Origin of the sequence: Exiguobacterium sp. UBA3968 (genome assembly GCF_002385115.1) — a bacterium.
Lineage (GTDB): Bacteria > Bacillota > Bacilli > Exiguobacteriales > Exiguobacteriaceae > Exiguobacterium_A.
This window is the reverse complement of the sequence record NZ_DGCW01000004.1, coordinates 236,988-251,747: the sequence shown is the minus strand read 5'-3', so window position 1 is coordinate 251,747 and position 14,760 is coordinate 236,988. Positions and strand designations below refer to the sequence as shown.

The following is a 14,760-nucleotide window of genomic DNA, read 5'->3' as shown; positions in this document are numbered from 1 at the left end:
TCATGGATATCAAACAATCATCCATCGTCGTCGATCAGACGACCGTTTCATATGATCATTTTCAAATGGGATCCAAACAGGTCTGCTTCTTGATTTCGGGAGCATCGTACGTATACGACCATCCATACTTTTACTACAGTCGAATGGCATTACTCGCGCGAGGCATCGATGTCATCTGCATTCACTATGTGACAGAAGATCTATTTTCAATGTCAGACGCTGAATCAAATGCCTGCATGACGCGCCGGGTTGACGCTGTCGTCTCGGAAGTGCTGGCAAAGCATCCATACGAAAACGTTCAGTTTATCGCAAAATCGTTAGGCACGATTCCACTTGCCGCGTTACTTGCTAAGCCGAGTCTACAGACAGCGCGCTTCGTTTTCTTAACACCCGTCCTAAATGAAGTGGTTGAACAAATCGCCACATCGACGCAAGCTGGACTGATCGTCATTGGCACGGCCGATAAGTTTTATGATGAGGCAGCACTTGAAACGTGTCGGACATCACAATTAATGATCGATGTTATCGAAGGAGCGAATCATTCACTAGACCAAGGATTTGAGGTCGATTCGTCACTTGCAGTTCTCGGACATGTCATTCGTCAGATCGAAGCCAGTTTATTCGAACCACTACATCAGTAAAAAATCCGTCCAGCAGAGAGGCTGCTGGACGGATTTTTTAGTATGGACGAAGTAAGGCGCGAACGGGACTACCATCGCCGTCGACGAGCGGGAGCGGGACGGCATTCAAGTGGTAATCACCAGGCGTGATCGCATCGAGGACGAGTCCTTCGAGGATATGGATTCCATGCTGTGCCAGTGCGTGATGGGCTGCCATTTCCTTGCTATCAATCGCATCGACGCTTGGTAAGTCAAGACCAATCAGCGAAATCCCGAGTTCTCCGAGACGTTCAGCAAGACTTGGTGTCAACACAGGAATCGTCTCTGGGAAAGTCGATTTGTCGATCCAACCATCCGTTTTGATGATCAAGCGCTGGACGTCATTTAGCTCAAAGCCATCTAAATCAGCGGCTGTGATTTCTGTACGACCTGGTAAGTAAATGACACGCGCATGTCCGATATAGAGGTCTGGATCCAGGTCGATGATTTTTTGTCCAGCATCATCAAAATGAAACGGCGCGTCGACATGGGTACCGGTATGCAGACTCATCGTAACTTTGCCGACGTTAACGGAACCGGTGTCTGCCTTATTCCATGTCAATGTGGCTTCAAACGGTGTATCCCCCGGCCACGTCGTGACGTGACGATCAAGTGGTTGTGAAACATCAATCCATCGTGTCATCGTTTCATCCTCCTCATAATGTCGTGCGGACCGACCACAGTTCCGGGAAGAACCGGTGGTCGAGCACACGCCGTAGATAACTGACACCAGACGAACCGCCCGTTCCTGGCTTTTGTCCGATGATCCGTTCGACGGTACTCATATGGTTAAAGCGCCACATCTGTTGCTGGCTCCCGATATCCAGTAGTTTTTCACCGAGTTCATACAGATCCCAGTACCGCTCGACATCACGATAGACGCTTGCCCAAGCGGCCTCGACACTTGCATTCGGCGTCCAGTCTTCCGTGACATCACGCTCAAGGACGGACGCGTCGATCGGTAGCCCATGGCGCGCCATCGCCCGGATCGTTTCATCGTAGATGCTTGGTGTCTTCAAGTCTTCGAGCATCATCGGATAGAGGGTTTCATCATGTGCATAAACTTTTAGCATCTGCTCATTCTTGAAACCGAGCGCGAATTCGATTTGCCGGTTTTGATACGATTGGAAACCGGATGAGTGACCAAGTGCGTCACGGAATTCCAGATATTCGGCAGGGGTCAAGGTCGACAAAACATTCCACGACTGGATCAACTGGTGCTGAATCTTTGAAATCCGTGCGAGCATCTTAAACGATGATTCGAGATCATCGTTTGCAACGGCTTGCGTCGCTGCACGCATCTCATGCAGGATCAGCTTCATCCATAGCTCGCTCGTTTGATGAATGATGATGAACAGCATCTCGTCATGATGCCCCGATAAGCGATGTTGACTCGTAAGCAATGGATCCAGTTGCAAATAATCCCCATAGGACATATCTTTCTTAAAATCCGTTTGAATCGATGCTTCAATAGACGTAGGATCTGTCTTTGTCATTCCCATTCATCCCCTTTATCGAGTTAATTCAGTTTTCGTTTTTCAGCGGTCTTCAGTTGTTCTGGATGCGCCCGTTTCCAGAAGAAATAGGCGATAGATAAGAACACTAACCACGGTATACCAAACTTCAAGACGATTTGGAAATCTGTGAACCATGTCGTCAGGACGAGTGCGAATAACAACAATGCACCGAGGGCCGTCAGATACGGATAGCCCATCATCCGAACCGGTAACGTCCGTCCACCTTCACGTTCCCAGGCTTTACGGAAGTAGAGGTGGGAGATGAAAATCATGAACCATGTGAAGATCGCCCCGAACATCGAAATCCCCATCATGAACGGATAAGAGACGCTCGACTGACTGCTGATGATCGCAGCGAGAAAAATGCCGAGTGTTGATAAGGCGAGTGCGAAGAGCGGTACACCTTTTCGATTTAAACGACCAAATACTTTTGGCGCATATGTTGCCTTGGATAATGAATACATCATCCGTGTCGAAGCATACAGCTGACTGTTCATCGCGGAGAGCGCTGCCGTCAGGATGATGAAGTTCATGATACCGCCTGCATATGGAATCGATAGCATCTCCATTACTTTGACGAACGGACTTTGATCGACGCCGCCTGCTTGTTGCCACGGGACAATCATCAACATTAAAGCAATCGTGACGACATAAAACGTCGAGAGACGGAAAACCGTCGCTTTTAATGCTTTCGGTACGGCAACGTCCGGGTCCTTTGCTTCACCGGCAGTGACAGCAATCAATTCCGTTCCGAGGAAACTGAACAGGGAGATGAAGATCGCAATCCAGAGACCCGAGAAGCCGAATGGCATGAAGCCACCATCATTCGTGAAGTTTTGTGGACCAATCTCAGGGCTCGGACTACCGATGACCAAGTAAGCACCAAGCAGGATGAACAGTAAGATGGCACTAATCTTAATGACCGAGAACCAGTACTCAAAGGTTGCGAACGTATTGACTGTCGTAGCATTGATGTAAATCAACGCGGCAGCGAATACGAGAATCCAGACGACCCCGGGAACGTCCGGGAACCAGTATTTCATATAGATGGCGATCGCACTAACTTCAACGCCGATTGCGAGAACGTTTGCGATCCAGTACGAATAGCGGACGAGAAAACCCGCGTACGGACTAATGTATCGTTCGGCAATCGTACCGAACGAGCCAGATGTCGGATGGGCGACCGTCATTTCAGCCAGACAGCCCATTAAAAGTAGGACGATGAAGGCGCCGACTGCGTAACTGATCAAAACGCTCGGTCCAGCAAGACCGATTGCAAGCCCACTTCCGAGGAAGAGACCGGTACCGATCGCGCAGCCCATTGCAATCATCGTGAGTTGGCGTGTCTTGAGTTCACGCCGTAGTTCAGTAGGTTGTTCCATGGTGTACTCCTTAAGCAACGACTTCGCGTTCATTCGCGAAACGTTCGTATTCTTTATCTTCCATGATTCGTTTAAGTGTCGCGACGACGTCATAGACATCGGTAAACGTGTTGTAGAGCGCGACGGGTGCTAGACGGACGATGTTCGGTGCCCGGAAATCGGGGATGATCCGATTTTCCTTGAGTGCTTTACAGATCCGCGCCGCTTCCGGGTGCTCGAGGCTGAGATGCGCCCCACGGCGTTTATCGTCAATTGGATTTCCGATGACGAAACCGTACGGTATGAGTTCCTGCTCGACAAGGTCCATCATGTACTGCGTCAGGGCGAGTGACTTCGTTCGGACGGCTTCAATACCGACTTCGTCAAACATCTCTAACGCACCGATTTGTGGGGCGAGACTTAAGACGTGTGGTGTTCCAATCTGGAAGGCACCTGCGTGCTCGGCCGGTGTCATCGTGTGATCCATGTCAAACTGCTTGTCCTTGCGCGAACCGAACCAGCCCGTCAGCCCAGGCAACGTTCCGAAATGACGTTCGTGGACGAATAATCCACCGACTGTTCCAGGACCGCCGTTCAAGTGCTTGTAATTACACCAGTAAGCAAAGTCGACGCCCCAGTCATGGAAAGCGTGCGGAACGGCTCCGACGGAGTGACAGCCATCAAAACCAATCAAGATACCGCGGTCGTGTGCCGCTTTCGTTAAACGCTCCATATCAAGAATCTGTCCGCTTCGGTACAGCACGGCAGGCAAGACAATCAAAGCGATATCGTCTGTCATCGCGGCAATGATATCGTCCTCCTCTAAAAAGCGACCATCATGACTTGGTACTTGGACGAGATGTGTCTCCGGATCCAGTCCGCGTAAACGAAGCTGACTTTGTAAAGCATAGATGTCCGACGGGAACGTCAGCGCATCCGCTAAAATCTTATCTCGTCCTTCTGTTGGTTGGAAGAATGTCGCGACGAGTTGATGTAGATTGACGGTCGTCGAACCGGTGACCATGACTTCTTCCGCTTGTGCGCCGACAAGCGGAGCGTTGAGGGCAGCGAGACGTTCTGATAATTCGAACCAAGGATGACGTCCTTTCATCCAGCCGTCGATTCCGAGTTCTTTCCAGTCTGATAGCGACTCGAGCAACGTCTTCTCGGCACGCTTCGATAATAAACCGAGCGAGTTTCCGTCCATATAGATACTACCCGGTTGCAGATAAAACTCATCACGATAGGCGGCGAGTGCATCTTGCTCGTCCCGAGCAACGGCATCCGTCCGTTTTGCTTGTAATGTCATACGTCATCCTCCTCAAATGAATACTCAATCAATTTTGACAAAAGCGTAGCAAACAAATTGACATTGTGTCAATATTATCGAATAGAGAAAACAAAAGGAGTGAAGGACATGTCATCTTCTCAACCAGAAAAAATCGATAAACGACATCTGCGCACAGTGCGGACACGCGAAAAACTGTTGAGTGCGGCACGTGACGTCTTCTTAGAACAAGGGTTTCAAACGTCAACGATTTCACAAGTGATCAAACAAGCTGGCGTCGGCTACGGAACAGCCTACGTGCATTTTGAAGGGAAAGATGAGTTGCTCGTCGTCCTGATGGAAGATGTCATGAGTCGCTTCCATGCGATTGCGGAACGAACATTTGAACCGACGACGTCGCTAGAGGCAAAGGAACGTATCGTGACGCAAGCTACGGATTTCTTACGTCTCGCGGAAGAAGAACGAGCGATGCTACGGATCGTTGAGCAAGCAATCGGCGTCTCTTACATCGTCCGTGCGAAATGGAAAGCGATTCGAGAACGCTTCATCGATCGGATCAGTCAGGACATTCAATATGCGCAGGAGACAGGACTCGCGCGACAAGATGTCGATCCGAAGCTCGTCGCCCGTGGCTGGTTCTTCGCGAACGAGATGTATTTATTCGAAGTCGTCCGTGAAGAAGCAACAGCGACGATTGAAGAGATCGCACACGTCTTAGCGACGATTTATACGCAAGGACTCTACCGGATCGAGGATTGATGAACGGACAGGAAGGGAACGTTTCAAAGTAGAAGGGAGCGTGACCGGGATGCCATTTGATTACGATCTCGATTTCAAGACGACGGATTTTCGCAAGGAGCCGGAAAAATACCGGGTTGGACGCGGGGAGCAAGGGGTCTTGCTCGTCGAACCCTATAAAAGTGAGATTTTGCCACATTGGCGTTTTAAGACGCCGGACATCGCGAAGGAATCCTCTGAGAAAATTTATGAGATGTATTTAGCTTATAAAGAAGACGGGGACTTCGTCGGCATGGATATGGCGCGGAAGTTCATTCAGATGGGGCATACGCGTGCGCGACGTTACGCGAACTACAAGGGTGGGCGCAAATATAAAGATAAAGAGACCAAAGAATTACACACACGCGAAATCGACGAAGAAAAAGCAAAATCCGCGGCCATCTTCCAAGAAAAATGGGATTTGATTCGGGCGGACAAAGAATACCTTGAACTCAAACGTGCGCATCAAAAGCAGTACGGATAAGTCATTTCAAAATAAAGGGAATCCATTCAAACCATGCGATACTGAAAAGAAAACGGGAGGCATGAGGATGAACCGTTGGTGGATTCCGCTGTATCCGATCGGTCTATTTTTACTGGTCGATCACTTTTTCTATGATATTTCATTGATATGGCTTATCATGCTTGGTATTGTGAGCATCCTTTTAAGTATCCGTCCGAAGCGACCATCCTTTTCGTCATATCGTCCATTAATGATTGGGACGTTTTTGATCGGCTGTGGTCTGATGCCATGGTTGACGCTGGATTTTACAGGAGTCGTCTTCGTCTTCTTGTTAACAGAAATCGCTGCAAAACTGCTCGTGTCAGTAACGGAGGAACAATTCGTATGACGAACGAATAGGGATAAAGGAAATAGCCTCGATTACTCTGTCCAATAGGATAGAGCGATCGAGGCTATTTTTGATTCGTTTAAGAACTCTGTTCGACCTTGGCAATTAATCGTGCTTGACGTTTTTGCCAGATGAATGATCCGATGAACGTCACGACGAGGAAGATCAGACCAAGTGCGAATGGATAGAAAATGTTGACGTCATACAGTACACCGGCAAGCGTCGGTCCGAGCACGTTCCCGATGCTCATATAGGCATTGTTCATTCCCATAGCAAAGCCTTGCTCATTACCAGCGAGCTTTGAAATCATCGTATTCAAGACGGGGCGTAAAATCGATGTCGCAAGGAAGATGACGAGGGTAATCGCAAAGAATCCACCGTAACTTGATGTCAATAATGACAACAGGAAGCCGAGTGCTGCGATGAACAGGAACAGGTTCAGGACCTTTCCTTCGCCTAAATTACGGGATAACTTATCGACGATGAAGATTTGAGCAATGACGCTGATGATTCCAGTTGACGTCACCATGATCGCGATGTCCTTCGGTGAAGCACCGAATTGATCATCAACGAACAGACCTAGTACCGATTCGTATGCCATGAGACCAAAGCTCATGACGAGTGTAATGACGAGCGGTACGAAGTACGGTTTTTTAAACGATGTCCCCAGTTTCTTAAGCATCGACCCTTCATCTGGTGCCATCGCTGTTGCATCGTGTTGTTCGCTTTCTTGAAGTAACAGGACGCTGAATAAGACAGCTGCACCCGAGACGATCGCTGAGATGAGCAACGGCAATTTTAAGTCATACTCGGCAAGGAATCCACCGATTCCTGGACCGATGACGATCCCGAGTGACATCGCAGCTGAGACATAGCTGTTTCCTTTTGCACGTTGATCCATCGTCGTGATGTCCGCAACGTAAGCAAAAATCGCTGGAATCAGGAGTGCGGCACCGGCACCACCGATTGCGCGCGAGATGTAGAGAACCGTGACAGAGTTTGAGAAATAGAAGACAAACATCGAGAGCGTCAAGCCGATCAATCCATAGATGATCATCTTACGACGACCATATTGATCTGCCCATTTACCAGCAATCGGTGACATGACGAGCTGTGCTCCGGCAAAGATGGCAATCATTAATCCAGCCGCCGTTCCACCTTGTCCAATCGACGCTAAGTAAGCGGGTAGAATCGGAATGATGATCCCGAAGCTCCCGACCGCAATAAACATATTGATCATGAGAACCGTTAATTTTTTTCGTTGATCCGCGTGCAAGGGGACCCCTTCTTTCGACCCGCTTTTTGTAAGCGGTTATTTGTTTCACCTTCATTATCTTAGATTCAAGCTAAAGCGTCTGTCAACGTAGACGAGTCGATGATTTGAAAAAGACTCTATCCTTCAAGAAGGATAGAGCCAATTCAAACTTATTGCTCTTTTTTGAATAACCATTTGACGTTCGGTGACAGCAACGGTCGGAAAATCGTCACGATGGGTCGACTCGACAGCAACCAGACGAATCCGGTAGCGAGTAAGAAAGAAAGTCCAATCAATAACAGTGGTGACTCTGTAATGGCTGGTGGAACCGAATCTCGGAACAAACGAACGATGAACGAGTGGATCAAATAGATCGCGAGCGTCTGAATTCCGATCTGGTCGAACCGTTCACCGAACGACCGATGCGGTACGAGCAGGAGAACGGAGAAGATCATGATAGTGCTGATGGCGTAAAGAAACAGTTGGATTGCCACTCCCTTGAGAAGCGGGACTTCGAATTCACCATACGTATCGCGGTAAAAGAGCCAGACCGTGTCAAACCCATTTTTTGTCCAGAGAATCATGAAGACGGCAATCAAGAGTGAGATGATCAGTCCGGTCAACCGCCCGATCGGTGCTGTCATCTGTTTTCGCCAGCCGGTATCAGTTAACCAGCCACGCTCCTTGACGAGATACCCCATCAAGAAGAACGGATAAAAGCTGACGACTTTTTGTAATGATAGGAAGTTCGTGATCGAATCTGGATTGGCGTTGATCAATAAGGCGAATAAGACACTGACGATCAGCGGAAAACGCATCGCTAGAAAAGCCGGTGTGACGGTCTGCCAAATGATAATGCCGAGCAAATACCAAAGCGTCCAGTTCGGAACGAGTGGATGAAGTAATCCATCGAGCATTTCCCGTAAGGAGTCATCCTGCGTGTAAGATAAATAAATTTCGTGAATCGACTGCCAGAGAAAATAGAGAACGACGAACGCGATGATTCGTTGTGGTCGCGCTTGTTTGAAGAAATAGCCACTCATGAAGATGAAGGCTGGCATATGCAACAGGTAAATGACGTTATATGCCATCTTGACGACATCATTTCCTGGTAAGTCACGGAACGTCTCGATCAAGTGACCAAAGACAACCGTGAAAATGAGTAGCACTTTATAGTTTCCAAGCCAATGATCGTACATAGGAGCGGTCACTGGTTTGATAGCAGTGGTCATTTTTTTTCACCAAGCAGAATTTGATCGACGAACCGGGCACTCGATTTCCCGTCCTGATGCTCGAAGAAGTACTCCGCGAATGCTTTGACGTTGTGCATTTCGAAGTCTTGATTTTTAATTCGCTCAATCAACTCTTCTGATGTCTTGACGATCGGACCAGGTACGAATTCCTCGAAATCATAGTAAAAATCGCGTTTCGAGATATAGTCTTCAAGATCGTACGCGAAGAACAACATAGGTCGATTCAATAGAGAGAACTCGAAACACGTCGATGAGTAATCCGTGATTAAAATGTCTGAGACGAACAGCAATTCATTGATTTCACGATGATCCGTCAAATCAAGGAAGAAGTCGGCATAGACTTCAGGAATCTCCATCCGACGACGGATGAACGGGTGGAGTTTTAGGACAAAGACATACTCCTCATGAAGTGCTTCATACAACGCATCGAGATCCAGCTGATCAAAATCATAATAGGCACTCTTCGCACCATTTCCTCGGAATGTCGGAGCAAACATGATGACTTTCTTTTGTTTGAAGATTGGATATTCCTCATAAATACGTGCTTTCGCTTCCTCGATGAACGGTTGATCGAAGAACATATCCGTCCGAGGAATACCGGTCGCGATAACTTGGTCTTCCCGTAAACCAAAACCTTCTGCGTAATGACGGGCGACATTATGAGAGCTAACGATCGCTTTCGTGTAGTTCCGGTGACTGAGCGAGTTCGCACTTGGACCACCTGGTTTTCCGAGGCGACTGTAACCGAACGTCTTGAAGGCGCCAACGGCATGCCAGACTTGAACGAGGTCACTACCTTTACGAATATTCAACGGATAGATCATCGGATAGAAATCATCGACAAGAATCGTCTTTGCTGTCGCTAAGTGATACGGCAGCGCAAACTTATCACGCCAATCACGGCGAGACTGGAGATTCGGTTTGAAGAACGTCTTCACGTCGAGATTGAGATTGCGCCGCTCGACTTCATCCAAGATATAGGCGAAGTTACCACTAATATCGCTTCGTGAGTCGGAAGCGAGGATGACTTTATTCTCTTGGATCGGTTGGGTCCATTTCGTGACGTTATAAATCGCCTTGAACGTAAAACGGCGGAACTTGAACGCCCGCTTTTTCAAGTTTTTCTTCCATTTCTTATACCGATCGATGACTTGAACTAAACGTTTCGATTCGCCTTTTTTCAGGGAATGGAAACCTAAAGAGTTGCTGTATTGTGAATACTGCACGACAAGTTCGTACTCAAGTAAGATCAACGCGTTACTATGTTTCGTATCAACGCGGTAAGCGATAGGAATGAGTGAACGTGTATCACCAAAAGGCGCTTCATGTAAGATCGTCTTTCCTTGCACGATGGCGAAAAAAGCATCAAAATAACCCATCGGCAACGGACGACCCGTTGGTGTAATGTGGTTCAAATTTAATTCGCCTGTAAAGGACTCTTCCGTCCAGTCTCCTTCAAATGGAAATCGGCAGATGAACGTCCGTTTATTTCGTTTGTTCCGAAAAACGATGGCACGTTCGAGTGGTACCGATACTTCAACAGGTTCAGACTGAATATAGTCGTCGACCGGTTCCTCGGAATCAGTTTGATGCAATATAGAATTTTCAAATAATGTTTGTTCGGCGTGCAAAAAATCAGTCAACCCGCTTAAACGTGCTTCGAAACGAAACGTCGTTCCGGCTAATTCCAAGTAGGTGACCTCGGCATGTAAAGTAGGCATAAGTGTCTCTTCTGTCAAAACCATCTCTCCTCGCTCGAATAATTACATTACATTTACACAATAACGATAAAATTTTAAAATGCAGTTGAACATAGTATAGTGAAACTAGAAATCACCACTCATTATATCGTGAGACATTAAAATTAATAGGGATTTCTTTATTTTTTTGTGTTTTTGTAAAATAACAGTTTAATACAGACTGGATCATTACAGATACCCTGAACGATAGGGAGAGAAAACCGACATACGATTATTTCATAAGGGAGGGAAGCAGGTCGTCTCGTGCGGAATAGGTAACGAGACACTGCGTCAGAAGATGATTTATGCAGCCATTTTAGCTGGAGGAAAAGGAACACGAATGGGGAATGTCGATCGCCCGAAACAATTCTTATCGATCGGAGAACGTCCGATCATCGTCCATACAGTAGAAAAATTTTTGTTACATGAAGATTTTGACCGCATCATCATCGTCACACCGACTGCTTGGATTAACTATACACGCGATATTTTGGAAAAATACATCGGAAAAGATGACCGTCTTGTCATTACACCGGGTGGACAAGATCGAAATGAATCAATCATGGCAGCGGTGAACTGGATTGAAGAGAAAAACGGTCTATCTGAAGAAGACATCATCGTCACACACGACGCCGTCCGTCCGTTCCTGACGCACCGCATCATCAAGGAAAACATTGAAGCGGCGCAAGAATTCGGTTCATGTGATACGGTCATTTCTGCAATTGATACGATCGTCGCGTCAACGAACGGCAAAACGATCACGGATATTCCAGTACGGGATCAAATGTACCAAGGACAAACGCCACAAAGCTTCCAAATCACGAAGTTAAAATCGCATTATGAGTCGCTTTCAACGGAAGAACGGGCGATTTTGACGGATGCGTGTAAGATTCTTCTTCTGAAAGGAGAAGATGTGGCGCTCGTCACAGGAGAACTGTTCAACATTAAAGTGACGACACCATATGACCTACGGATCGCAAATGCTATCTTGAAGGAGCGGATTCATCAATGATTAATCAAGTCTATCAACTCGTCGCCCCGCGTCAGATCGAAGTGACGTATGATGAGCGGTCTTTGAATACCGATCGTGTCGTCGTACGTCCAACATATTTATCGATTTGTCACGCCGATCAACGCTATTTCACAGGTAGTCGTAGTGCGGAAGTATTGGCGAAAAAATTACCGATGGCGATGATTCATGAGGGAATCGGAAAAGTCGTCCATGATCCAAGCGGTACATTCAAGAAGGGAACACTCGTCGCGATGGTACCGAATACACCGACGGAAGATGATGATATCATCGGTGAAAACTATCTGCGCACGAGTCGTTTTCGTTCGAGTGGATATGACGGCTATATGCAAGACTATGTGTTCTTGAAAGCGGATCGCCTTGTTGAGGTACCGGTCGATCTTGATCCTGAGGTCGCGGCATTCACTGAACTTGTCAGTGTATCGGTCCATGCCTTGACTCGCTTTGAAAAGATTGCGCACCCGCGCCGTGAGACGTTCGGTGTCTGGGGAGATGGAAATCTTGGTTTCATCACGGCACTTTTGTTGCGTAAATTATATCCGGAAGCAAAACTATTCGTCTTCGGTAAAACCCAGTCGAAGCTCGACTACTTCTCGTTTGCGGACGAGACATATCACATCGACCAGATTCCAGCTGATGTCTCCTTCAACCACGGTTTTGAATGCGTCGGTGGAATCGGTAGCCAATATGCGATCAATCAGATGATCGATTACATTATTCCAGAAGGCACGATGGCTTTGCTCGGTGTGTCAGAAGATGCCGTCGCGATCAACACGCGGATGATTCTTGAAAAAGGACTGCGTGTCTACGGATCAAGTCGAAGTACACCGGCTGATTTCGCACGAACGATGGAATTGTATCAAACTCATCCGGACATTCCAGCCTATCTATCGAATCTGGTTTCGGGCGTATTCCAAATCCGACAAATCGAAGATATTCATAAAGCGTTTGAAAACGATTTAACGAATCGCTTCGGAAAGACGGTCATGGAATGGTGCATGTGATGATATGCGCTGAAAAAGAGGAGAATCGTCTATGAAACAAAAAATTCGGTTATTGCAACGACGGACGGTCCACTATTTGCTTGCTATGACATATTGGTTGACGAAGCGACTGCCGATCCAATCAAAGAAAGTCGTTTTTGCGACCTATCGTTCCGATCGTCTCGTCGATAACTTTCGTGCCGTCTACGATGAACTAGAGCGACGCGATTTAGGATATGAATACGTTTTTTTGTTGAAACGATTTCCTCAATCGTTGGTGGGACAAATTCAATACGTCTTCCACATGATGCGAGCGACGTATGAATTAGCGACTGCCCGTTATTTCATCATCGATGATTATTATTATCCTGTATATGTCTCGTCTTTACGGAAAGGAACAGAAGTCATTCAGCTGTGGCATGCTTGTGGAGCCTTTAAAAAGTTCGGCTATAGTGTGCTTGATAAATCCTATTCGCCGGATGATGATTATTTGAAGATGGTCCAGATTCACCGGAACTATAGCAAGGTCTATGTTTCCGGTGAAGCATGTATCGCACCATATGCGGATGCTTTCGGAATGACGCAGGAACGGATCTACCCATTAGGGGTTCCACGGACGGATCAACTACTGAACACAGCACGCCAAGCCCGTGTGCGAGAAAAGTTGTATGACCGATATCCAGAATGGCGCAAGAAACGAATCATCTTACTCGCGCCGACGTTCCGAGGAAATGGACAAACAACGGCACATTACGATCAAGAGCTCGATTTTGAGAAGTTTCGTCGTGAGCTTGGACCGGATACAGTCCTCTTGCTTCGCATGCATCCGTTTGTTCTTAATCCACCAATCGTACCGGACGCGTATTCGGATCAAATCATTAACATGACAGACTATCCGGATATCAATGATCTGATGCAGATTGCGGATATTCTGATCACGGATTATTCATCTGTCATCTTCGAGTTTGCCTTGTTGCAGAAGCCAATGATTTTCCTTGTTAACGATCTGCAGTCGTACAAAGCAGAACGCGATTTCTATTTCCCGTATGAATCCTTCGTACCGGGACCGATTGTCTCGACGTTCGAAGACGTCATCGCTTGGATTAAACGCGGGCAATTCGATACGCAGAAGATCGAGACGTTCGCGAATCAGTTCTTTACGTATCAGGACGGGGAAGCAACCAAACGAATTGTCGATCATTTGTTATATGACACGATTCCGGAAGCACCTGTCTATACGAAAACGCCGGTATGAACACAAAAAAACGTTCCGATTGCGTCTCCATTTGGGGAGAGAGACGTCATCGGAACGTTTTTATTTTGAATTGGGGCTTGATTGGCGCGAGCAGGGGTAGCTCGCAGAATGCGCACCTCTTAAAAGTGCGTCAACTTGTCCTTCAGGGACGTTCTCGGTTTGACAGGTGGAACGAGGGCTGGCCAGCCGATTTGAATGACGCCGAGAACCCGTTCATTTTCTGAAGCGTGAACGATTGAAGCATATTCTGGTGTAAACCAATGTTTTCCGCTCTTCCAGCAGCAACCAAGGCCGCGCTCTGTCGCCACCAACTGTAGATTTTGAATCATGGCAGCTGTTGCGAGTGTATCCTCTAGCTGTTGATCCGGTGTCCCTTGTACCTGACAAAGTACTGTTAAGTAAACCGGGACTTCCCGTAATTTTTGTTCAGCCTGTTGACGTTGTTCAGATGTTTTCGTCTCGAATTGACCACGCGCTGTCAGTAACTCCATCAAAGCATCGACGTACCGAGTTTGTCCCTCTTCGATTGCGAGAACAAAACGCCAAGGTTCTCGTAATTTATGATTCGGGGCATACATCGCCGTTTCGAGTAATGCCTCTACTAATTCGACTGGAACTGGTTGTTCCGTATAAGACCGGATGGACCGGCGTGTTTCAATCACTTGTTGGACATGCATCCGTTTCATCTCCTCACTGAGTACTTTTTCACTATAGATGATAACGATTATCATTGTCAATGTTATTTGTCAGAAAACAAAAAGACGATTCCTAAGAAGAAATCATCTTTCGTTG

The 14,760-nt window shown here is 47.2% G+C and carries 15 protein-coding genes; 7 read left to right on the top strand and 8 right to left on the bottom strand.

From position 1 onward, the window contains the following. The first annotated feature begins 2 nt into the window (after window positions 1–2). Window positions 3–641, top strand: coding sequence for a cyclase (locus tag B3S86_RS01440; RefSeq protein WP_290748447.1), 639 nt, complete (start codon window positions 3–5; stop codon window positions 639–641). A 37-nt stretch (window positions 642–678) separates the two neighbouring features. On the opposite strand, the gene kynB is transcribed toward B3S86_RS01440, so the two are convergent. From kynB to kynU, 4 genes are read right to left on the bottom strand one after another with little or no spacing between them, the layout of a single operon-like run. Continuing rightward, on the bottom strand, window positions 679–1,302 hold the full coding sequence (gene kynB / locus B3S86_RS01435) for an arylformamidase (RefSeq protein ID WP_056064513.1): 624 nt from the start codon (window positions 1,300–1,302) through the stop codon (window positions 679–681). Between the two features lie 13 nt (window positions 1,303–1,315). After that, window positions 1,316–2,155: a tryptophan 2,3-dioxygenase gene (gene kynA / locus B3S86_RS01430; protein WP_290748443.1), complete on the bottom strand. Its 840-nt coding sequence runs from the start codon at window positions 2,153–2,155 to the stop codon at window positions 1,316–1,318. Window positions 2,156–2,178: 23 nt separating this feature from the next. Continuing rightward, entirely contained in the window at window positions 2,179–3,558 is a 1,380-nt protein-coding gene (locus B3S86_RS01425) for an amino acid permease (protein ID WP_035411537.1), read from the bottom strand. A gap of 10 nt (window positions 3,559–3,568) precedes the next feature. Beyond that, window positions 3,569–4,846 carry a kynureninase gene (kynU, locus tag B3S86_RS01420; protein ID WP_290748439.1) on the bottom strand — a complete coding sequence of 426 codons (1,278 nt, stop codon included), beginning with the start codon at window positions 4,844–4,846 and terminating at the stop codon, window positions 3,569–3,571. Window positions 4,847–4,954: 108 nt separating this feature from the next. Between kynU and B3S86_RS01415 the strand changes: the two genes are divergently transcribed. The 3 genes from B3S86_RS01415 (at window position 4,955) to B3S86_RS01405 (ending at window position 6,453) form a co-directional block, all read left to right on the top strand. Further along, window positions 4,955–5,584 carry a TetR/AcrR family transcriptional regulator gene (locus tag B3S86_RS01415; protein WP_290748437.1) on the top strand — a complete coding sequence of 210 codons (630 nt, stop codon included), beginning with the start codon at window positions 4,955–4,957 and terminating at the stop codon, window positions 5,582–5,584. 49 nt (window positions 5,585–5,633) lie between these two features. Further along, window positions 5,634–6,086, top strand: a complete 453-nt coding sequence (locus tag B3S86_RS01410; RefSeq protein ID WP_290748434.1) for a DUF4385 domain-containing protein — start codon at window positions 5,634–5,636, stop codon at window positions 6,084–6,086. A gap of 67 nt (window positions 6,087–6,153) precedes the next feature. Beyond that, window positions 6,154–6,453: a hypothetical protein gene (locus B3S86_RS01405; RefSeq protein WP_035411525.1), complete on the top strand. Its 300-nt coding sequence runs from the start codon at window positions 6,154–6,156 to the stop codon at window positions 6,451–6,453. A gap of 79 nt (window positions 6,454–6,532) precedes the next feature. Here the strand turns inward: B3S86_RS01405 and B3S86_RS01400 are convergent, their stop codons facing one another. From B3S86_RS01400 to B3S86_RS01390, 3 genes are all read right to left on the bottom strand, one after another. After that, window positions 6,533–7,729 carry an MFS transporter gene (locus B3S86_RS01400; RefSeq protein ID WP_290748430.1) on the bottom strand — a complete coding sequence of 399 codons (1,197 nt, stop codon included), beginning with the start codon at window positions 7,727–7,729 and terminating at the stop codon, window positions 6,533–6,535. 149 nt (window positions 7,730–7,878) lie between these two features. Further along, on the bottom strand, window positions 7,879–8,940 hold the full coding sequence (locus B3S86_RS01395; RefSeq protein ID WP_290748427.1) for an acyltransferase family protein: 1,062 nt from the start codon (window positions 8,938–8,940) through the stop codon (window positions 7,879–7,881). Further along, window positions 8,937–10,682: a CDP-glycerol glycerophosphotransferase family protein gene (locus B3S86_RS01390; protein WP_290748424.1), complete on the bottom strand. Its 1,746-nt coding sequence runs from the start codon at window positions 10,680–10,682 to the stop codon at window positions 8,937–8,939. The genes B3S86_RS01395 and B3S86_RS01390 overlap by 4 nt, the downstream gene beginning before the upstream one ends. Window positions 10,683–10,998: 316 nt before the next feature. Between B3S86_RS01390 and B3S86_RS01385 the strand changes: the two genes are divergently transcribed. Genes B3S86_RS01385 through B3S86_RS01375 form a run of 3 tightly spaced genes read left to right on the top strand, consistent with a single transcriptional unit; the run spans window position 10,999 to window position 13,968 of the window. Beyond that, window positions 10,999–11,712, top strand: coding sequence for an IspD/TarI family cytidylyltransferase (locus B3S86_RS01385; RefSeq protein WP_050677332.1), 714 nt, complete (start codon window positions 10,999–11,001; stop codon window positions 11,710–11,712). Continuing rightward, entirely contained in the window at window positions 11,709–12,734 is a 1,026-nt protein-coding gene (locus tag B3S86_RS01380) for a ribitol-5-phosphate dehydrogenase (RefSeq protein WP_290748420.1), read from the top strand. The genes B3S86_RS01385 and B3S86_RS01380 overlap by 4 nt, the downstream gene beginning before the upstream one ends. Before the next feature lie 31 nt (window positions 12,735–12,765). Then, window positions 12,766–13,968: a CDP-glycerol--glycerophosphate glycerophosphotransferase gene (locus B3S86_RS01375; protein WP_035411510.1), complete on the top strand. Its 1,203-nt coding sequence runs from the start codon at window positions 12,766–12,768 to the stop codon at window positions 13,966–13,968. Window positions 13,969–14,087: 119 nt separating this feature from the next. On the opposite strand, the gene B3S86_RS01370 is transcribed toward B3S86_RS01375, so the two are convergent. After that, window positions 14,088–14,645, bottom strand: coding sequence for a nitroreductase family protein (locus tag B3S86_RS01370; RefSeq protein ID WP_035411506.1), 558 nt, complete (start codon window positions 14,643–14,645; stop codon window positions 14,088–14,090). Window positions 14,646–14,760 lie beyond the last annotated feature (115 nt).